This window comes from Pseudomonas cichorii (genome assembly GCF_019719005.1).
GTDB lineage: Bacteria > Pseudomonadota > Gammaproteobacteria > Pseudomonadales > Pseudomonadaceae > Aquipseudomonas > Aquipseudomonas cichorii_E.
Genome location: NZ_JAIGPJ010000004.1, coordinates 65,411 through 83,284, shown reverse-complemented (window position 1 = coordinate 83,284; position 17,874 = coordinate 65,411). Strand labels below are relative to the sequence as shown.

Here is a 17,874-nt window from a genome sequence, read left to right as displayed (position 1 = left end):
TCGACGCCACGGGTATAAACTTTGCGCACTTTCCCAGAGGTCCCTAACGGTTCGCCTGAACCGTGCCCGTCAGCATGAAACCGATTCAGCTGCCCCTGAGTGTCCGTCTGCGTGATGACGCCACTTTCATCAATTACTATCCCGGCGCCAATGCTGCGGCTCTCGGCTATGTCGAGCGCCTGTGCGAGGCCGACGCGGGGTGGACGGAAAGCCTGATTTATCTGTGGGGCAAGGATGGGGTAGGGCGCACGCACTTGCTGCAGGCGGCTTGCCTTCGTTTCGAGCAGATGGGTGAACCTTCTGTTTATCTGCCACTGGCCGAAGTCATCGATGAAGGCGTCGAGCTGTTCGATCACCTTGAGCAGTACGAGCTGGTCTGTCTGGATGATCTGCAAGCGGTGGTGGGCAAGCCGGAATGGGAAGAGGCGCTGTTTCATCTGTTCAATCGTCTGCGTGACAGCGGGCGTCGCCTGTTGATCGCGGCTTCTCAGTCGCCTCGCGAACTGCCGGTCAAGTTGCCGGACCTCAAGTCTCGCCTGACCATGGCGCTGGTGTTCCAGATGCGTCCTCTGTCCGATGAAGACAAGCTGCGCGCCCTGCAACTGCGCGCTTCCCGTCGCGGTCTGCACCTGACCGATGAAGTCGGGCATTTCATTCTTACCCGTGGCACCCGCAGCATGAACGCTTTGTTCGAATTGCTTGAGCGTCTGGATCAGGCCTCTCTTCAGGAAAAGCGCAAGCTGACCATTCCCTTCCTCAAGGAAACCCTGGGTTGGTAGATCAGGCCTTGCTGATGCAGACGGCGGCAGCATTGCGTCATGCGCAGCGGATTCTGGTGATTACCGGTGCGGGGCTTTCGGCGGATTCGGGTCTGCCCACCTATCGCGGTGTAGGCGGCCTTTATAATGGCAAGACCGATGACGGCCTGCCCATTGAGGTGGCGTTGTCCGGGCCGATGCTGCGCCGTGATCCGGAGCTGTGCTGGAAATACATCGCCGAACTGGGCAGGGCGTGTCTGGGCGGCCAGCCCAATGCAGCGCATTACGCCATTTCCCAATTGCAGCGGATGAAGCCCGAATGCTGGGTGCTGACCCAGAACGTCGATGGCTATCATCGTGCCGCTGGCAGCCCGCCGGAACGCCTGATCGAGATCCACGGGCAAATGGCTCCACTGTTTTGTCAGTCCTGTGGCGAAGAAGACCCTCATCTGAGTGAGCATCTGCTGCGGCCGCTGCCGCCTTTGTGCCGGAAGTGTAGTGGCGTTTTGCGACCGTCCGTCGTGCTGTTTCAGGAGATGTTGCCCGAGAAAGCTCTTGAAACACTCTATGAAGAGATGGCCAAAGGCTTTGATGCTGTGTTGAGTATCGGCACCACCGCCAGCTTCCCCTACATCCATGAACCCGTGCTGCGCACCCGTATTTGCGGGGGATTCACCGCAGAAATCAATCCGGCGCCCACCGATCACAGTGGTCAGATGGACGTTTTTCTGCAGTGCCGGGCAGCACATGTCATGGAAAAACTCATAAGTCACATTTGATTCGATTGAATTTGCAAATCATCTTGATAGCGGGCATAGTCTCGCCTTCTTAACAGTTCAGCCACGGTCGTGCCCATGCAAGTAGTACGCTTCGCACCCCTCGTGCCTCTCGCACTCGTTACTTTTTTGTTTGGTTGCTCTGCCAATTTACCGGTTTCTCAAGAGCAACAACCGCAGTACCAGAATTCGATCAGCTCGCAATCTCCGGCTCGCCGTGCAGATGCAGCCATGTTGCAGGAAGAACTCGCCACCGAAGAAGAACTGGCCGGTTTTGCTGACAACAAGCCTTACCAACTGCCGGTTCTGGCCGACAGCATCCTGGAGCGTGGCAAATCCCTGATCGGTACTCGCTACCGTTTCGGTGGTTCTTCGACCACTTCGGGTTTCGATTGCAGCGGCTTCATCGGTTATCTGTTTCGTGAAGAGGCTGGCATGAGCCTGCCGCGTTCCACTCGCGAAATGATCAACGTGAATGCGCCTCTGGTGTCGCGCAATGACCTCAAGCCCGGTGACCTGCTGTTCTTCAGCACCCGTGGTCGCGGTCGTGTGAGCCATGCAGCCATTTACCTGGGTGACGATCAGTTCATCCATTCCAGCAGCCGCCGTAGTGGTGGTGTGCGCATCGACAGCCTCGATGACGCCTACTGGAGCAAGACGTTCATCGAGGCCAAGCGTGCTCTGGCAATGGCTCCTTCCAGCGAGCCTGTGCAGACCACTGCCATGACATCGACTACACTCAAGCGCCATAAATGATGTAGTGCGCAGACAGGCATGAGCCTGTCTGCATTTTCAGCTTCTCGGCAGTGTTGGCCGCATCCAGATCAGGTTGTTGTGGTTATGTCGATTACGTTACGTCTGGCGGTCATTTCCATCGCTGCGTTGCTGGGTGCATGTGCCAGCTCGCCACCTCCTCAGCCCCGTGTCGTTCAGCGCCCGGTGCTTTCTGCTCCCCCGCAAATTCTCTCTCAGGCTGCTGAAGACGTACTGTTTCGTGCGCTCGGGCTGGTTGGCACGCCTTATCGCTGGGGTGGCAATACACCGGATTCGGGTTTCGATTGCAGTGGTCTGATCGGCTATGTCTATCGTGACGCGGCGGGTATCTCGTTGCCACGCTCGACTCGCGACATGATTGTGATGGGCGCTCCGAATGTCGGGCGTGAACAGCTGCAATCCGGTGATCTGGTGTTCTTCGCCACTTCCGGTGGCTCGCAGGTTTCCCATGCGGGTATCTACGTCGGAGAAGGGCGCTTCGTGCATGCACCGGCAACCGGTGGCACGGTGAAGCTGGACAGCCTGGACAAGCCCTATTGGCAGAAGTCCTACCTCAACGCCAAGCGCGTGATCCAGCCCTCGAATCTGGCGCAGAACGCACAGCTGCATAACTGACTTCTGCGTAGGAGCGAATTCATTCGCGAGACGTCATTGAAGGCCTATACATTTTCTTCGGATGTACAGGCCTCTCGCGAATAAATTCGCTCCTACCGGGGCGTGGGTTATTTCACCGACGTCACCCGCCAGATCTTGTTGCCCACATCATCCGCCACCAACAATCCGCCATGCTGGTCATTGACCACACCCACCGGGCGACCCTGGGCTTTTTCGTCTGCGCTCAGGAAACCGGTCAGCACATCCACAGGCGCGCCATTGGGTTTGCCGCCGCTGAAGGGGATGAACACCACTTTATATCCGCTGTGTGGCTTGCGGTTCCATGAGCCGTGCTGGCCGATGAACAGGCCTTCGTTGAACGGCGCTGCAAGCGTCTTGCCGTCGGCGAACACCAGACCCAGGGATGCGGTGTGCGGGCCGACTGCGTAATCGGGCGATATGGCCTTGGCGACCAGTTCCGGTTTCTGCGGTTTGACCCTCTCATCCACATGCTGGCCGTAGTAGCTGTAAGGCCAGCCATAGAAACCGCCATCCTGCACCGAGGTCACGTAGTCAGGTACCAGATCGCTGCCGATCTCGTCACGCTCGTTGACGGCGGTCCACAACTTGCCAGTGTTGGGCTCCCAATCCATGCCATTGGGGTTGCGCAGGCCCGAGGCGAAAATCCGGTGCTGGCCGCTGGCAGCGTCCACTTCCCAGATCGCGGCGCGGCCTTCTTCCTGGTCCATGCCGTTTTCGCCCACGTTGCTGTTGGAGCCGACCGTCACGTACAGCTTGCTGCCGTCCTTGCTGGCAATCACGTTCTTGGTCCAGTGGTGATTCAGCGTGCCGCCAGGCAAGTCGACGACCTTGGTGGCCTGGGCGCTGATGGTGGTCTGGCCGGTTTCATAAGGGAAGCTGATCAGGCGGTCGGTATCGGCCACATACAGCTTGTTGCCTACCAGCGTCATGCCGAACGGCGAGTTGAGGTTTTGCAGGAAGACCGTGCGGGTTTCGGCCACGCCGTCGTGGTCCTTGTCGCGCAGCAGGGTGATGCGGTTGGCGCTGGGCACGCCGGCTCCGGCGCGGCCCATGACTTTCTCCATGACCCAGCCGCGTATGCCTTTGGAGTCGTCAGGCTTGGGCGGTGAATTGGTTTCCGCGACCAGCACGTCGCCATTGGGCAGCACGTACAGCCAGCGCGGGTGATCCAGCCCTTCGGCAAAGGCGGCGACCTGGGTGCCGGGCGCGGCGACTGGTCTGGCGTTCTTTTCCCAGCCCACGGCTGGGGCGATGTTGACGGTCGGGATCAGGGTCTTGTTCGGCTCGGGCAGTCTGGGCGAAGGGCCGGTACCATCCGAGACTTGCAGCGTCGAAGACTCGCCGCAGGCGGTGAGGCCTCCTGCAACCAGAAGCAGCAAGGCAAGCCGGGGTCTGAGTGTGAACATGCCGATCTCCATAACGGTCAGTGGCCAGATAAAGATAGGAGGGACCTGAACTGTCGAGGTTCAATCATGTTGTGTCGATTGACGCTCCCAGCCCAACCCTCTACCCTTCGCGGCTTGTTTCAGGTGCTTTGCAATCCTCGATTGGCAGAGTGAAACAGGGAAGCCGGTGAGGACGCACTGCAACTCCGATCCCGGCGCTGCCCCCGCAACGGTAAATGAGTCAAGACTGCGCTCGATGCCACTGTGTTTCACAACACGGGAAGGCGCGCAGGCCAGGCAGATGCCTGCTCATGAGCCCGGAGACCGGCCTGATCCACTCAACAGCATCACGGCGGGCGATGCTCTGCGCAGGGCTTTGCCGTGCTGCCTGATGCTGTCCTTCCGTCTGCTTTCGCGTGCCCTCAAGCGGAGAGCTGAGATGAACGAATCCCCCGAACGTGACGAACGTCATCTGGCGCGCATGCAGCGCAAGAAGGCGGTAATGGACGAGCGCATTGCCAGCGCTCCCAACGAGTGTGGCCTGCTGCTGGTGCTGACCGGTAATGGCAAGGGCAAGAGCAGTTCGGCATTCGGCATGCTCGCCCGGGCCATGGGGCATGACATGCAGTGTGGCGTGGTGCAGTTCATCAAGGGCCGCAACAGCACCGGTGAAGAGTTGTTCTTCCGGCGTTTCCCCGAGCAGGTGCGCTACCACGTGATGGGCGAGGGGTTCACCTGGGAAACCCAGGACCGCCAGCGTGATATCGCCGCCGCCGAAGCCGCCTGGGAAGTGTCCCGTGAAATGCTCCGCGACTCCAGCATCGGCCTGGTGATCCTCGATGAGCTGAACATCGCCCTCAAGCACGGCTATCTGGATCTGGAACAAGTACTGAGCGACCTGCAGGCCCGACCACCAATGCAGCATGTGGTGGTGACCGGCCGTGGCGCCAAACCCGAATTGATCGACCTGTCCGATACCGTTTCCGAGATCGGCGTGGTCAAGCATGCGTTCCAGGCCGGAATCCGTGCGCAAAAAGGCATCGAGTTGTGAGTAACCCTGTATGAGAGCGCCGCGTCATTGCCCGGCAGTATTGATTGCCGCGCCCGCCTCCGGGCAGGGCAAGACCACGGTCACCGCTGCGCTGGCACGCCTGCACCGTAATCAGGGCCGCAAAGTCCGGGTGTTCAAGTGCGGGCCTGACTTTCTGGACCCGATGATTCTGGAGCGGGCCAGTGGTGCGCCGGTTTACCAGCTGGATCTGTGGATGGTGGGCGCCGACGAAAGCCGACGTCTGCTGTGGGAAGCCGCCGCCGAGGCGGACCTGATCCTGATCGAAGGCGTCATGGGGCTGTTCGACGGTACGCCATCGAGTGCCGATCTGGCCCGTCACTTTGGCGTGCCGGTACTGGGTGTGATCGACGGCACTGCCATGGCTCAGACCTTCGGTGCGCTGGCCTTGGGGTTGGCGCGTTATCAACCGGACCTGCCGTTCGCCGGGGTGCTGGCCAACCGGGTCGGCACCGTGCGTCACGCGCAGTTGCTCGAAGGCAGCCTGACCGAAGGCCTGCGCTGGTATGGCGCGCTGTCCCGTGAAACCGGTATCGAATTGCCGAGTCGTCATCTGGGTTTGGTGCAGGCCAGTGAACTCAACGATCTGGACCTGCGCCTGGACGCTGCCGCCGATGCGCTGGCCAGCACTTGCGACGTGCTCTTGCCGCCTGCCGTGACCTTCAATGCGCCTGACCCTGTGCCTGTCGAACCCCTGCTGGCCGGTGTGCGTATCGCTATCGCCCGTGACGAGGCCTTTGCTTTTGCCTACGGGGCAAGCCTGGACCTGCTGCGGGCCATGGGCGCGGAGCTGTCGTTCTTCTCGCCGATTCGCGATAGCCAGCTTCCCGAAGCTGACAGCCTGTATCTGCCTGGTGGTTATCCTGAGCTTCATCATGCAGCGCTGGCCGAAAACGCTCCGATGCTGGCGGCGATTCGTGCTCATCATCAGGCAGGCAAGCCGATCCTGGCCGAGTGCGGTGGCATGTTGTATCTGCTCGACGCCTTGACCGATGTCGAAGGGCAGCGTGCCGAGTTGGTGGGCCTGCTCAGTGGCGAGGCGGTCATGCAAAAACGTCTGGCGGCCCTGGCCCTGCAAGTGGTCGAGCTGCCTGAAGGCTTGCTGCGCGGGCACACGTATCACCACTCCCTGACCAGCACCGAGTTGCAGCCCATTGCCCGTGGCATCAGCCCCAATGGCGGGCGAGGCGCGGAGGCGGTGTATCGCGATGGGCGTCTGACGGCTTCCTACGTACACTTCTATTTCCCTTCCAATCCTCAGGCGGTTGCGGCGCTGTTCACACCATGACCGATCAGGCGTTCAGTCCCCAGGAACGGGCCGCGGTCTATCGGGCAATTGCCGAGCGCCGCGACATGCGTCACTTCAGTGGCGGCAGCGTGGCACCCGAACTGCTTGCACGTTTGCTTGAAGCTGCGCATCAGGCGCCCAGTGTCGGCCTGATGCAGCCCTGGCGTTTCATCCGCATCAGCGACCCGGCCCTGCGCGTGAAAATGCAGGCTCAGGTTGAAGAGGAGCGGGTACGTACCGCCGAAGCCCTGGGCGAGCGTGCCGACGAGTTCATGAAGCTCAAGGTCGAGGGCATCACCGATTGCGCCGAAGTGTTGGTGGCCGCGCTGATGGACGATCGGGAGAAGCATATTTTCGGTCGTCGGACCTTGCCGGAAATGGACATGGCGTCCTTGTCCTGTGCAATCCAGAACCTGTGGCTGGCCTCCCGGGCCGAAGGGCTGGGCATGGGCTGGGTGTCGCTGTTCGATCCTCAGGCGCTGGCCAGCCTGCTGGGCATGCCCGAAGGCGCAAAACCTCTGGCGATTCTGTGCCTGGGGCCTGTGGAAGAATTTTATCCGGCACCGATGCTGGTGCTGGAAGGCTGGGCGCAAGCGCGGCCACTCAATGAATTGCTGTATGAAAATCAATGGGGAGTGAGTCCATGAGTGTGGCGCTGTTGAGCGTTGCCGGGGTAGCGCTGGATGCGTTGCTCGGCGAGCCGAAACGCTCACATCCGCTGGTGGCGTTCGGTCGTCTGGCTGACCGTATCGAGCAGCGTTTCAATTCCGGCGGACGTGGCTGGCGCAGTCATGGGGTCACGGCCTGGTTTGTGGCTGTGGTGCCATTGACCCTGCTGGCAACCATCCTGAGCTGGCTGCCTTATATCGGCTGGCTGGTGGAGATCCTGGCGCTGTATTGCGCACTGGGCTTGCGCAGCCTGGGCGAGCATGTGGAACCGGTTGCCCAGGCCCTGCGCTCGGGCAATCTGGATGAAGCGCGGCTGCGGGTCGGTTATCTGGTCAGCCGCCAGACCAGCGAACTGGACGAGACGGAAGTCGCCCGTGCAGCCACCGAGTCGGTACTGGAAAACGGCAGCGATGCGGTGTTTGCCGCGCTGTTCTGGTTTGCGGTGGCCGGTGCGCCCGGCGTGGTGCTGTATCGACTGAGTAATACGCTGGATGCCATGTGGGGTTATCGCAACGAGCGTTTCGAGCGCTTCGGCTGGGCGGCGGCGAAAATCGACGACCTGCTCAACTACATTCCTGCGCGTCTGGTAGCCCTGACCTACGCGCTGCTGGGCAAGACTCGCCTTGCCTTGCGTTGCTGGCGCACCCAAGGGCCGACCTGGGACAGCCCGAATGCCGGGCCTGTAATGGCGGCTGGTGCCGGTGCCCTGGGTGTCGAGTTGGGTGGCGCGGCGATCTATCACGGTGAAGTGCATCAGCGCCCGCAACTGGGCGAAGGCGTGCCCGCCGATGCGGATGCCATCGATCGTGGCTGGCAACTGGTGCAAAGAGGCGTCTGGCTGTGGCTGCTGGTCCTGTGCGTGGGGGCCGAGTTCTATGCTTGAGCACGGTGGTCGCCTGCGGGCGGCAGCGCAGCATTACGGCATCGATCGTGCCGACTGGCTGGACCTGTCCACCGGCATTGCGCCCTGGGCGTGGCCGATCCCAGAGATTCCTGCACAGGCCTGGGCGCGTCTGCCGGAAACCGACGACGGCCTGGAGGCCGCCGCCTGCGCCTATTACGGTGTACCTCAACTCTTGCCGGTGCCCGGTTCGCAAGCCGCGATCCAGGCCTTGCCCCGTGTGCGCAGCGCTTGTCGCGTCGGCGTCCTGTCGCCGTGCTATGCAGAGCATGCCCATGCCTGGCGTAAAAGCGGGTTTCTGGTGCGTGAAGTGCAAGAACAGGAAGTGGATTACTTTCTGGACAGCCTCGACGTGCTGGTGGTGGTCAACCCCAACAATCCCACGGGCCTGCGCCTGACCACGGAGCGCTTGCTGGAATGGCACGCCCGTCTGGCCGAGCGCGGCGGCTGGCTGGTGGTTGATGAGGCTTTCATGGACAACACGCCGGACACGAGTCTGGCGGCCGAGACGGGGCGCGTCGGCCTGATCGTGCTGCGTTCGTTCGGCAAGTTCTTTGGTCTGGCCGGCGTGCGATTGGGCTTCGTGCTGGCGGAGCCCGGTCTGCTCAAGGCACTGGCGGCAGAAATTGGCCCGTGGGCGGTCAGCGGGCCGACACGGATTCTGGGGCAGGCGTGTCTTGCAGACCTTGAAGGCCATGCCCGCCAGCGCCAGCGTTGTGATCAGGCCAGTGAGCGTCTGGTGGCATTGCTGAGCAATCACGGCCTGAACCCCCAAGGCGGCTGCGCGCTGTTTCAGTGGGTGGTTACCGAGCAGGCCACGGCCCTGCATGACTTCTGCGCTCGACGCGGAGTCTTGCTGCGTCTGTTCGAAGGCCAGGGGGCGGTCAGCAGCCTGCGCTTTGGCTTGCCTGGCGAAGAGGCCGACTGGTCGCGTCTGGAACATGTACTGCTCGCATACCGCAAGGAAACCCCATGACCACGTTGATGGTGCAAGGCACGACGTCCGATGCCGGCAAAAGCACGCTGGTAACCGCGCTCTGCCGCTGGCTGACCCGTCAGGGCGTCAAGGTGGTTCCGTTCAAACCGCAGAACATGGCGCTCAACAGTGCTGTGACGGCGGACGGCGGCGAAATCGGTCGCGCTCAGGCCGTGCAGGCTCAGGCTTGCGGGCTTGAACCCCATACCGACATGAATCCGGTGCTGCTCAAACCCAATAGCGATACCGGCGCGCAGGTCATCATCCATGGCCGCGCTGTCACCACCATGAATGCGGTGGCGTATCACGGCTATAAAGAGATCGCGATGAAGGCGGTGCTGGAGTCGCACCAGCGTCTGGGCAAGACCTACCCGGTGATCATGGTGGAAGGTGCCGGTTCGCCCGCAGAGATCAATCTGCGCGCCAATGACATCGCCAATATGGGCTTTGCCGAAGCGGTGGATTGCCCGGTGCTGCTGGTGGCCGATATCAATCGCGGCGGCGTGTTCGCGCATCTTGTAGGCACGCTGGAATTGCTGTCGCCCAGCGAGCAGGCGCGGGTCAAAGGGTTTGTCATCAACCGTTTTCGTGGCGATATCGCGCTGCTGCAACCGGGTCTGGACTGGCTTGAGGCACGTACCGGCAAGCCGGTGGTGGGCGTGCTGCCGTATGTGATGGACCTGCATCTGGAAGCCGAAGACGGCCTGGATCGACGCCAGACCGACAAGGTCGAGCAAGTGCTGAATGTCGTGGTGCCGGTGCTGCCGCGCATCAGCAACCACACCGATTTCGATCCGCTGCGCCTGCACCCGCAGGTCAATCTGCAATTCATCGGTCCCGGTCAGGCGGTGCCGCCTGCCGATCTGATCATCCTGCCGGGCTCGAAAAGCGTGCGCAGCGACCTGACTTACCTGCGCGCCAACGGCTGGGATACGGCCATTGCCCGGCATCTGCGCTATGGCGGCAAGCTGCTGGGTATTTGCGGTGGCCTGCAGATGCTGGGCCAGCAGTTGCATGATCCGTTGGGCCTTGAGGGCGCGGCAGGCTCCAGCCCCGGTCTGGGTTTGCTGGACATGAGCACGGTACTGGAAGCCGAGAAGCAGTTGCGTAATGTGCGCGGGCGTCTGGCACTGGAAGATGCCGACGTTTGTGGCTATGAAATTCACGCGGGTGTCACCAGCGGCGCGGCTCTGGAAAAAGCTGCCGTGCATCTGGACGATGGTCGTTGTGATGGTGCGCAAAGTGCGGACGGGCAGATTTTCGGCACTTACCTGCATGGCCTGTTCGAGTCGCCTGCGGCCTGTAGCGCCTTGCTGCGCTGGGCGGGTTTGCAGGATGTGCAGCAGGTGGATTATCACGGGCTGCGGGAGCGGGATATCGAGCGTCTGGCCGACCTGGTGGAAAAACACCTTGATGGCCCGCTGTTGCGCGAGCTGTGCGGCCTGGAGGTGAAGTGAAATGCTGCAATTGATCCTGGGTGGCGCCCGTTCCGGCAAGAGTCGTCTGGCTGAAAAGCTGGCGGCGGAATCGGGGCTGAGCGTCATTTATATCGCCACCAGCCAGCCGCTGGATGGCGAGATGAACCAGCGTGTGGCGACTCATCGTCAGCGTCGCCCTGACAGCTGGGGGCTGGTCGAAGAGCCTGTCGAGCTGGCGCGTATCCTGCGTGAAAACGCGGCAAGCGGGCACTGCCTGCTGGTGGATTGCCTGACGCTGTGGCTGACCAATCTGCTGATGCTCGATGACCCCGAGCGTCTGGCTCGGGAGCGCGAGGCGCTGCTGGAATGCCTGGGCGAACTGCCGGGCGAAATCATTTTTGTCAGCAACGAAACCGGGTTGGGCGTGGTGCCGATGGGTGAGCTGACCCGTCGCTATGTCGACGAAGCCGGGCTTTTGCATCAAGCCCTGGCCGAGCGTTGCCAGCGTGTGGTGTTGACCGTTGCCGGCCTGCCTCTGACTTTGAAAGGAACCGCATTATGAGTAATTCCTGGTGGCTCAAGCCCGCTCAGGCCATCGATGTGCCGATGCGCGAAGCCGCTTTGGCCCGCCAGCAGCAACTGACCAAACCGGCCGGTTCCCTGGCGCAACTGGAGCGGCTGGCGGTTCAGCTCGCAGGTTTGCAGGGGCGCGTCAAACCCAAGGCCGATCAGCTGTGGATCGCGATTTTTGCTGGCGATCATGGCGTCGTTGCCCAAGGCGTCTCGGCTTACCCGCAGGAAGTGACCGGGCAGATGCTGCATAACTTCGTCAATGGCGGCGCCGCGATCAGCGTGCTGGCCCGGCAGTTGTCGGCGCAACTGGACGTGGTCGATCTGGGCACCGTGTCGCCAGTGGACTTCCCCGGTGTGCGTCATCTGCGCATCGGCGCAGGCACCGCCGACTTCACCCAGGGCCCGGCCATGACCGCCGAGCAAGGATTGGCGGCCATGCAGGCCGGACGTGATAGCGTGCTGCGCGCCAAGGCGGCGGGCGCTGAACTGTTTATCGGCGGTGAGATGGGGATCGGCAACACCACGGCAGCCAGTGCGGTCGCCTGTTCGTTGCTGGAGTGCGCGGCGCAATTGCTGGTAGGCCCCGGCACCGGCCTGAACGCCGACGGTGTGCGACACAAGAGCGAAGTCATCGAGCGTGCCCTGGCCTTGCATGCCGAGCAGGCGGGTGACCCGTTGCAAAGCCTGTTCTGCCTGGGCGGTTTCGAGATTGCTGCACTGGTGGGTGCTTATCTGGCCTGTGCCCAGGAAGGCATCGCGGTACTGGTGGATGGTTTCATCTGCAGCGTGGCCGCGCTGGTGGCTGTGCGCTTGAACCCGTCCTGCCGCGACTGGCTGCTGTTCGGCCATCGTGGCGCGGAGCCTGGGCATCGGCATCTGCTGGAAGCCTTGCAGGCCGAACCTCTGCTCGACCTGGGCCTGCGCCTGGGCGAGGGCAGTGGTGCCGCCCTGGCGGTGCCGCTGGTGCGGCTGGCTTGTGAACTGCACAACGGCATGGCGACGTTCGCCGAAGCGGCAGTGGCGGATCGTCCGGCATGACATTGCATCTGGATCTGTTGCGCCACGGTGAAACCGAACTGGGCGGCGGCCTGCGCGGCAGTCTGGACGATGCCCTCACCGAGACGGGCTGGGAGCAGATGCGCGAGGCCGTGGCGCAAGCAGGGCCGTGGGACCGGATTTACAGTTCTACCTTGCAGCGTTGTGCGCGTTTTTCCGAAGAGCTTGCGGACAAACTGGCGTTGCCGCTACATCTTGAGCCGGACTTTCAGGAACTGCATTTCGGCGACTGGGAAGGGCATAGCGCGGCGCAATTGATGGAAACCGATGCCGAAGGGCTGGGGCTGTTCTGGGAAGATCCTTACGCTTTCACGCCGCCCAATGGCGAGCGGGTTGCGGACTTCTCGGCGCGGGTATTGGGCGCGGTTCAGGCTTTGCAGCAGCGCCATGACGGTGAGCGGGTGCTGCTGGTCAGTCACGGCGGGGTGATGCGTCTTTTGCTGGCTCAGGCCCGTGGCTTGCCCCGCGAGCAGTTGTTGCAGGTGGTGGTCGGTCACGGTGCATTGCTGTCCATCAAGGTCGCCGCTGGCGGCGTGCTGACGGAGAACTGAGATGCTGCCGTTCTGGATTGCCCTGCAATTTCTCAGCAGCCTGCCGATTCGGCTGCCGGGCATGCCGCAGCCTCAGGAGTTGGGGCGCTCGCTGCTGTTCTATCCATTGGTCGGCGTGCTGTTCGGCTTGCTGTTGATGATGCTGAACGCCGTGCTCGACGGAGCGCCGCTCATGTTGCATGCCGCGTTGCTGCTGACGGCCTGGGTGTTGCTCAGTGGTGGCTTGCACCTGGACGGCCTGGCGGATAGCGCCGATGCCTGGCTGGGCGGCTTTGGCGACCGAGAACGAACCCTGACCATCATGAAAGACCCACGCAGCGGGCCTATTGCCGTGGTGACACTGGTGTTGGTCCTGCTGCTCAAGTTCACCGCCATTCTGGCCTTGATCGAAAACCAAAACAGCATCGCCTTGCTGTTGGCTCCGCTGATCGGGCGCAGCGCCATGCTTGGGCTGTTTCTCGGCACGCCTTATGTCCGTGCGGGCGGTCTGGGTCAGGCACTCGCCGATCACCTGCCACGGCGTGCCGGGCAGTGGGTCTTGCTGATCAGTGCAGGTGCTTGTGTGCTGCTGGGCGGCTGGGCCGGATTGATTGCTGTGGTTGCGGCAACTGCCGGTTTCTTCTGGTTGCGCCAGTTGATGCTGCGCCGGTTGGGCGGGACCACCGGTGATACTGCGGGGGCCTTGTTGGAGTTGCTGGAGGTTCTGGTATTGCTGGCGATTGTGTTGGGTTCTTCGCGAATGAATTCGCTCCTGCAAATCGCGTAGGAGCGAATTCATTCGCGAAAGATGATCTCCGTAATCTATTGACACTCCCATCCCGCGAGGCGTAATTTCGCGTTGTAATTATTTGCGGGTATATCCACGTAAATAGCCTTCGTCGAGCCTCGGGGAGTATAAAAACAATGACATCGGTCTGGCGTACCAGTGGTTGGATTCTATTGGGCAGTGCATTGATTCTTGCGCTTTCCCTGGGTACCCGGCATGGCTTCGGGCTGTTTCTGGCACCCATGAGTGCCGATTTTGGCTGGGGCCGCGAGGTGTTTGCCTTTGCCATTGCCCTGCAAAATCTCATGTGGGGGCTGGCGCAGCCGTTTGCCGGTGCCTTGGCGGATCGATTCGGTGCGGCGAAAGTGGTGTTTATCGGCGGTGTGCTTTATGCCGCAGGCCTGATCTGCATGAGCATGGCCGATTCTCCTGCGAGCCTTTCCCTGAGTGCCGGCATCCTGATCGGCATTGGTCTGTCCGGCACCTCTTTCTCGGTCATCCTGGGTGTCGTCGGCCGCGCCTTGCCTCCCGAAAAACGCAGCATGGGCATGGGGATCGCCAGTGCTGCGGGTTCCTTCGGGCAGTTCGCCATGCTGCCGGGGACTTTGGGGCTGCTGGGCTGGCTGGGTTGGTCCAGTACCTTGCTGGTTCTGGGTTTGCTGGTCGCCTTGATTCTGCCGCTGGTCAGCATGCTCAAGGACAGCCCGGCGGCTTCGCTCGGCAGTGAGCAGACCCTGGGTGAGGCCTTGCGCGAAGCCTGTTCCCATTCCGGGTTCAGGCTGCTGGCCCTGGGTTTTTTCGTCTGTGGTTTCCAGGTGGTTTTCATCGGTATTCACCTGCCTGCGTATCTGGTGGATCAGCATTTGCCGGCCAAGGTCGGGACCACGGTGCTCGCCCTGATCGGGCTGTTCAATATCTTCGGCACTTACACGGCAGGCTGGCTGGGCGGGCGCATGTCCAAGCCACGCTTGCTGACCACGCTGTATCTGCTGCGTGCAGTGGTGATCGTGCTGTTTCTGTGGATTCCGCTGAGTGAGACGACGGCCTATCTGTTTGGCGTGGCAATGGGCTTGCTGTGGCTGTCGACGGTGCCACTGACCAACGGCACCGTGGCTACAATGTTCGGTGTACGCAACCTGTCGATGCTCGGTGGTATTGTTTTCCTGTTCCACCAGTTGGGCTCCTTCCTGGGAGGCTGGCTGGGCGGGCTCGTGTATGACCATACCGGGAGTTACGATTTGATCTGGCAGGTTTCCATTCTGCTCAGTCTGATGGCGGCGGCCCTGAACTGGCCCGTGCGTGAGCGGCCGGTGGCTCGGCTGCAACCACAAGGTAGCGTGGCGTGAATCTGTCATGGCCGGTGCTGGCTGCGGTGCTGGGTGGCACCGTGGTGTTGGCGTTGCTCTGGTGGGCCTGGCAGCAGGTCGGTCTGGCGGCCTTGCAGTTGGGGCTGGGTGCCTGTTGAGTGCAGACGCTTCAAGGAGTAGCGTGTGTGGCCAGACAATAATGTAGGGATGCCTTGATGAAAATACGCTGGATTTCTGTCCCTGTTCTATTGCTCGCCATGAGTGGCGCAGCATTGGCTGCCGATTGCCCGCCGTTGCTGCAGGGCGAATTGCCGAAGCTGCGCAGCAAGGAAAACATCGACCTCTGCCAGCGTTTTGCCGGTAAGCCTCTGGTGGTGGTCAATACTGCCAGCTTTTGCGGCTTTGCCCCGCAGTTCAAGGGGCTCGAAGCCTTGAACCAGCGCTACAAGGCCCAGGGGCTGGAAGTGCTCGGCGTGCCCTCCAATGACTTCAAGCAGGAGTCCGGGGATGGCGAGGAAACCGCCAAGGTCTGTTACGTCAATTACGGCGTGACCTTCACCATGACCGAGCCGCAGCCGGTCAGAGGCGATGATGCGACGCATCTGTTCAAGGTGCTGGCCGAGCAGAGCAGTGCGCCGCGCTGGAATTTCTATAAATATGTAGTGGATCGCCAGGGCAAGGTGGTCGCCAGTTTCTCCAGCATGACCAAGCCGGACGATCCTGATCTGATCGCGGCCATCGAGAAAGCGATCGCTTCAAAACCGTGACCCATACGAAAAAGCCCGCGACCAGTGATGGTCGCGGGCTTTTTCGTGGCCGCAGACAGGCTTTTCAGCCTGCTTCGGTCGGTGCTATCAGAAGCGATAGGTCAGCGAAGTACCGATACCGTGGGCGCTGTTCTTGTAGTCAGCGTTGTAGGTACCTTTGGTGGCACTGGAGTTGCGGATCTTGGCTTCGTCTTCCCACAGGTAGGAATAGGCGACATCGATGGTGATCGCATCGCTCGGGGTCCAGCCAGCGCCGAAACTGACGATCTGACGATCACCGGTCGGAATGCGTGGGGAGCGATGCTCGTTGTTGGTAGGCGACTGGTCGACGGAGTAGCCGGTACGCAGGGTCCATTCTTTATTGACCTTGTACGAAGCGCCGATGGCGTGAGCCCAAGTGTCATGCCAGTCCTGCTCTTCGGAAATGCGTCCGATTGGACCGTTGGCACCACCGAGGAGAGCGGGAACACCGCTGTTGTTGACGGTGATGTCTTTCAGGCGGCTCCAGCGAGTCCAGGTGCTGCCTGCGTAGACGGTCCAGTTTTCGTCCAGTTGCTGAGTGATGGAGAAGTCCACCGACTCAGGTGTGCTGATATCCAGCGAGGCGTCGTACTTCTGGCCGTTGAAAGGGCCGAAGCCGACGCCTTCGACCTTGGTCTTGCCTTCGAGCTTGTAGTCGACCTTGGAGTGGTAGGTCAGGCCCAGGCGAGTAGTGTCTGTTGCCTGGACCAGGATGCCGACGTTGAAGCCCAGAGCGACGTCGTCACCCTTGATCTTGACCTTGCCGTCGTTTGTGCCCTGAGAAGCGGTGTTGATGGTCGAAGAGGTCAGTTCGCCTTCGAGGCGGTTGATGGTCGGGCCAAAACCGATGGAAACCTTGTCGTTGAAGGCGTAGCTCACGGTCGGCTGGAAGGTGACGACCTGGACGTGGCTCTTGTCGGCCCAGTAGCGGCCCGCGAAACCGTTTTCATAGTCGGTGACCAGGCCGAACGGCACATAGACACCCAGGCCTACGGCCCATTGATCGTCCAGTGGTTTGACGTAGTAGCCCATGGGCACGCCGATGAGAGGGACCATGTCGCCGTCATTGCTGCCGGGGAACGTGCTGCGACCGTTGTCGATATCGGTCTTGGCGATGATGGCTGCTGCGCCAACGCTGACTTGTTCGCGCTTGAGGCGGGACATGCCGGCCGGGTTGCCGAACACCGTGCTGGCATCTTCGGCGGAAGAGGAGCGTCCGGCAAAACCAGTGCCCATGGCGCTGATGCTTTGCTCGTTGACGGCGAAACCAGAGGCGAGAAGTTGTGAAGATGCCAGGCCAATGGCTAAACCAAGTGTTGTCCTTTGGATCGATTTTGTCGTTATTTTCATTATTAGAACTCCTTGTTGATCACGGGTCGGAAATTACCAACATTTTCAAGAACGCGCTAGTGGCCTGAAGAGCCCGATTTAGAGCCATTCTTGTAGGACAATCCGATAATCTTGTAGGGATTTTCCGTAACTTTGTTTTTTCGCAATTATGTTTGTTGCGGTAAATAAATAGGTGCTACGCAAGAATGCCAAGCCGTTACGAAGTCTCGTAATCGACCTTGAGGCTGGAAGATCTGTCGCCAGATTCTGGCCATGGCCAAGGCATCGTCTTCGGTGGGTAAGGTGACGGTCTGGGCTTCGATCATCATCCAGGCAATGGCGGTGGAGTAGCGCAGGTTGACGGCCAGTTCCAGATTCGGTCCGCTCAGGAAGGCATGCTGGCTCGCAAGGCCGCGCACGCGGCTGGCGAGGTCCGGGTCGTGTGCGAGGTAGTTGTCCCAGAGTTGGCGGTGCCGCAACTCGGGAATGCGGTACAGGCCATGTCCGCGTCTGCTGCCCAGCGCATCGCCCAGTGATGACTGGCTGGCCGCGATGCCCAGGAGTAGCGATTCGGCGCAGGGGTTTTGGCGATCCAGATAAACCAGGGTGGGGCGGATTACGTGGCGGCATAATTCTATGGCTGCAATACCCATAATACAGTCAGCTCGCTAGATAATGACCAGCGGACCCTGATGCGTGGCAGCGGTGAATCGGACAGGGCCCACTGGAAGCAGCCCAGGGCCGCTTGAGTTGAAGTGTAGTCTCATAATTGGAATGTAAAATTATGTTTTACATCGTTTTAGGATTTGCACCCGGCGCTATAGATCGGTTGGCGATTAGATGGGGCGCGCAGA

Annotated in this window: 20 protein-coding genes and 1 riboswitch; of the genes, 17 read left to right on the top strand and 3 right to left on the bottom strand. The window is 61.0% G+C overall.

Translation table 11 applies throughout. The annotated features are described in order from the left end of the window. Positions 1-74 precede the first annotated feature (74 nt). The 4 genes from hda to K5D32_RS05355 all read left to right on the top strand — a co-directional run bounded on the left by hda (position 75) and on the right by K5D32_RS05355 (position 2,923). A complete protein-coding gene (hda, locus tag K5D32_RS05370; RefSeq protein WP_025261330.1) occupies positions 75-779 on the top strand; it encodes a DnaA regulatory inactivator Hda in 705 nt (234 codons plus the stop codon). After that, entirely contained in the window at positions 773-1,537 is a 765-nt protein-coding gene (locus tag K5D32_RS05365) for an NAD-dependent deacylase (RefSeq protein ID WP_221592653.1), read from the top strand. Before hda ends, K5D32_RS05365 begins: the two co-directional genes overlap by 7 nt. A gap of 75 nt (positions 1,538-1,612) precedes the next feature. Next, positions 1,613-2,290: a C40 family peptidase gene (locus K5D32_RS05360; protein WP_025261328.1), complete on the top strand. Its 678-nt coding sequence runs from the start codon at positions 1,613-1,615 to the stop codon at positions 2,288-2,290. An 84-nt stretch (positions 2,291-2,374) separates the two neighbouring features. After that, entirely contained in the window at positions 2,375-2,923 is a 549-nt protein-coding gene (locus K5D32_RS05355) for a C40 family peptidase (RefSeq protein ID WP_200992642.1), read from the top strand. A 107-nt stretch (positions 2,924-3,030) separates the two neighbouring features. On the opposite strand, the gene K5D32_RS05350 is transcribed toward K5D32_RS05355, so the two are convergent. After that, positions 3,031-4,350: a sorbosone dehydrogenase family protein gene (locus K5D32_RS05350; RefSeq protein ID WP_221599427.1), complete on the bottom strand. Its 1,320-nt coding sequence runs from the start codon at positions 4,348-4,350 to the stop codon at positions 3,031-3,033. A 104-nt stretch (positions 4,351-4,454) separates the two neighbouring features. Then, a riboswitch (cobalamin riboswitch) is annotated at positions 4,455-4,677 on the top strand. Between the two features lie 91 nt (positions 4,678-4,768). Between K5D32_RS05350 and cobO the strand changes: the two genes are divergently transcribed. The 13 genes from cobO to K5D32_RS05290 all read left to right on the top strand — a co-directional run bounded on the left by cobO (position 4,769) and on the right by K5D32_RS05290 (position 15,670). After that, the gene (gene cobO, locus K5D32_RS05345; RefSeq protein WP_221599426.1) at positions 4,769-5,380 is read left to right on the top strand and encodes a cob(I)yrinic acid a,c-diamide adenosyltransferase; all 612 of its coding nucleotides are present in this window, start codon (positions 4,769-4,771) and stop codon (positions 5,378-5,380) included. Between the two features lie 10 nt (positions 5,381-5,390). Then, entirely contained in the window at positions 5,391-6,686 is a 1,296-nt protein-coding gene (locus K5D32_RS05340; RefSeq protein WP_221599425.1) for a cobyrinate a,c-diamide synthase, read from the top strand. After that, positions 6,683-7,333, top strand: a complete 651-nt coding sequence (gene bluB / locus K5D32_RS05335; RefSeq protein WP_221577473.1) for a 5,6-dimethylbenzimidazole synthase — start codon at positions 6,683-6,685, stop codon at positions 7,331-7,333. Before K5D32_RS05340 ends, bluB begins: the two co-directional genes overlap by 4 nt. Next, entirely contained in the window at positions 7,330-8,238 is a 909-nt protein-coding gene (cbiB, locus tag K5D32_RS05330) for an adenosylcobinamide-phosphate synthase CbiB (RefSeq protein WP_221577474.1), read from the top strand. Before bluB ends, cbiB begins: the two co-directional genes overlap by 4 nt. Next, positions 8,231-9,232, top strand: a complete 1,002-nt coding sequence (gene cobD, locus K5D32_RS05325; protein ID WP_221599424.1) for a threonine-phosphate decarboxylase CobD — start codon at positions 8,231-8,233, stop codon at positions 9,230-9,232. The genes cbiB and cobD overlap by 8 nt, the downstream gene beginning before the upstream one ends. Beyond that, entirely contained in the window at positions 9,229-10,689 is a 1,461-nt protein-coding gene (locus K5D32_RS05320) for a cobyric acid synthase (RefSeq protein ID WP_221599423.1), read from the top strand. Before cobD ends, K5D32_RS05320 begins: the two co-directional genes overlap by 4 nt. 1 nt (position 10,690) lies before the next feature. Further along, a complete protein-coding gene (gene cobU, locus K5D32_RS05315) occupies positions 10,691-11,212 on the top strand; it encodes a bifunctional adenosylcobinamide kinase/adenosylcobinamide-phosphate guanylyltransferase (protein ID WP_221599422.1) in 522 nt (173 codons plus the stop codon). Continuing rightward, entirely contained in the window at positions 11,209-12,261 is a 1,053-nt protein-coding gene (cobT, locus tag K5D32_RS05310; protein ID WP_221577478.1) for a nicotinate-nucleotide--dimethylbenzimidazole phosphoribosyltransferase, read from the top strand. The genes cobU and cobT overlap by 4 nt, the downstream gene beginning before the upstream one ends. Continuing rightward, on the top strand, positions 12,258-12,830 hold the full coding sequence (cobC, locus tag K5D32_RS05305) for an alpha-ribazole phosphatase family protein (protein ID WP_221599421.1): 573 nt from the start codon (positions 12,258-12,260) through the stop codon (positions 12,828-12,830). Before cobT ends, cobC begins: the two co-directional genes overlap by 4 nt. A 1-nt stretch (position 12,831) precedes the next feature. Then, a complete protein-coding gene (locus K5D32_RS05300) occupies positions 12,832-13,596 on the top strand; it encodes an adenosylcobinamide-GDP ribazoletransferase (RefSeq protein WP_221599420.1) in 765 nt (254 codons plus the stop codon). Between the two features lie 137 nt (positions 13,597-13,733). Then, a complete protein-coding gene (locus K5D32_RS05295; RefSeq protein WP_221577481.1) occupies positions 13,734-14,942 on the top strand; it encodes an MFS transporter in 1,209 nt (402 codons plus the stop codon). Beyond that, complete coding sequence (locus tag K5D32_RS25890; RefSeq protein WP_260407263.1) at positions 14,939-15,061, top strand: hypothetical protein; 123 nt, start codon at positions 14,939-14,941, stop codon at positions 15,059-15,061. Before K5D32_RS05295 ends, K5D32_RS25890 begins: the two co-directional genes overlap by 4 nt. A 57-nt stretch (positions 15,062-15,118) precedes the next feature. Continuing rightward, the gene (locus tag K5D32_RS05290) at positions 15,119-15,670 is read left to right on the top strand and encodes a glutathione peroxidase (RefSeq protein ID WP_221577482.1); all 552 of its coding nucleotides are present in this window, start codon (positions 15,119-15,121) and stop codon (positions 15,668-15,670) included. A gap of 87 nt (positions 15,671-15,757) precedes the next feature. Here K5D32_RS05290 and K5D32_RS05285 read toward each other — a convergent pair whose 3' ends face one another. Together K5D32_RS05285 and K5D32_RS05280 are read right to left on the bottom strand one after the other, a co-directional pair. Continuing rightward, positions 15,758-17,041: an OmpP1/FadL family transporter gene (locus tag K5D32_RS05285; protein WP_221599419.1), complete on the bottom strand. Its 1,284-nt coding sequence runs from the start codon at positions 17,039-17,041 to the stop codon at positions 15,758-15,760. A gap of 146 nt (positions 17,042-17,187) precedes the next feature. Continuing rightward, entirely contained in the window at positions 17,188-17,673 is a 486-nt protein-coding gene (locus K5D32_RS05280) for a hypothetical protein (RefSeq protein ID WP_221577484.1), read from the bottom strand. Positions 17,674-17,874: the final 201 nt, after the last annotated feature.

Excerpts from the sequence above, each read along its gene's own strand:
- hda (WP_025261330.1), top strand. The coding sequence starts at position 75 with ATGAAACCGATTCAGCTGCCCCTGAGTGTCCGTCTGCGTGATGACGCC.
- K5D32_RS05360 (WP_025261328.1), top strand. The coding sequence starts at position 1,613 with ATGCAAGTAGTACGCTTCGCACCCCTCGTGCCTCTCGCACTCGTTACT.
- K5D32_RS05355 (WP_200992642.1), top strand. The coding sequence starts at position 2,375 with ATGTCGATTACGTTACGTCTGGCGGTCATTTCCATCGCTGCGTTGCTG.
- K5D32_RS05350 (WP_221599427.1), bottom strand. The coding sequence starts at position 4,350 with ATGTTCACACTCAGACCCCGGCTTGCCTTGCTGCTTCTGGTTGCAGGA.
- cobO (WP_221599426.1), top strand. The coding sequence starts at position 4,769 with ATGAACGAATCCCCCGAACGTGACGAACGTCATCTGGCGCGCATGCAG.
- K5D32_RS05340 (WP_221599425.1), top strand. The coding sequence starts at position 5,391 with ATGAGAGCGCCGCGTCATTGCCCGGCAGTATTGATTGCCGCGCCCGCC.
- bluB (WP_221577473.1), top strand. The coding sequence starts at position 6,683 with ATGACCGATCAGGCGTTCAGTCCCCAGGAACGGGCCGCGGTCTATCGG.
- cbiB (WP_221577474.1), top strand. The coding sequence starts at position 7,330 with ATGAGTGTGGCGCTGTTGAGCGTTGCCGGGGTAGCGCTGGATGCGTTG.
- cobD (WP_221599424.1), top strand. The coding sequence starts at position 8,231 with ATGCTTGAGCACGGTGGTCGCCTGCGGGCGGCAGCGCAGCATTACGGC.
- K5D32_RS05320 (WP_221599423.1), top strand. The coding sequence starts at position 9,229 with ATGACCACGTTGATGGTGCAAGGCACGACGTCCGATGCCGGCAAAAGC.
- cobU (WP_221599422.1), top strand. The coding sequence starts at position 10,691 with ATGCTGCAATTGATCCTGGGTGGCGCCCGTTCCGGCAAGAGTCGTCTG.
- cobT (WP_221577478.1), top strand. The coding sequence starts at position 11,209 with ATGAGTAATTCCTGGTGGCTCAAGCCCGCTCAGGCCATCGATGTGCCG.
- cobC (WP_221599421.1), top strand. The coding sequence starts at position 12,258 with ATGACATTGCATCTGGATCTGTTGCGCCACGGTGAAACCGAACTGGGC.
- K5D32_RS05300 (WP_221599420.1), top strand. The coding sequence starts at position 12,832 with ATGCTGCCGTTCTGGATTGCCCTGCAATTTCTCAGCAGCCTGCCGATT.
- K5D32_RS05295 (WP_221577481.1), top strand. The coding sequence starts at position 13,734 with ATGACATCGGTCTGGCGTACCAGTGGTTGGATTCTATTGGGCAGTGCA.
- K5D32_RS05290 (WP_221577482.1), top strand. The coding sequence starts at position 15,119 with ATGAAAATACGCTGGATTTCTGTCCCTGTTCTATTGCTCGCCATGAGT.
- K5D32_RS05285 (WP_221599419.1), bottom strand. The coding sequence starts at position 17,041 with ATGAAAATAACGACAAAATCGATCCAAAGGACAACACTTGGTTTAGCC.
- K5D32_RS05280 (WP_221577484.1), bottom strand. The coding sequence starts at position 17,673 with ATGGGTATTGCAGCCATAGAATTATGCCGCCACGTAATCCGCCCCACC.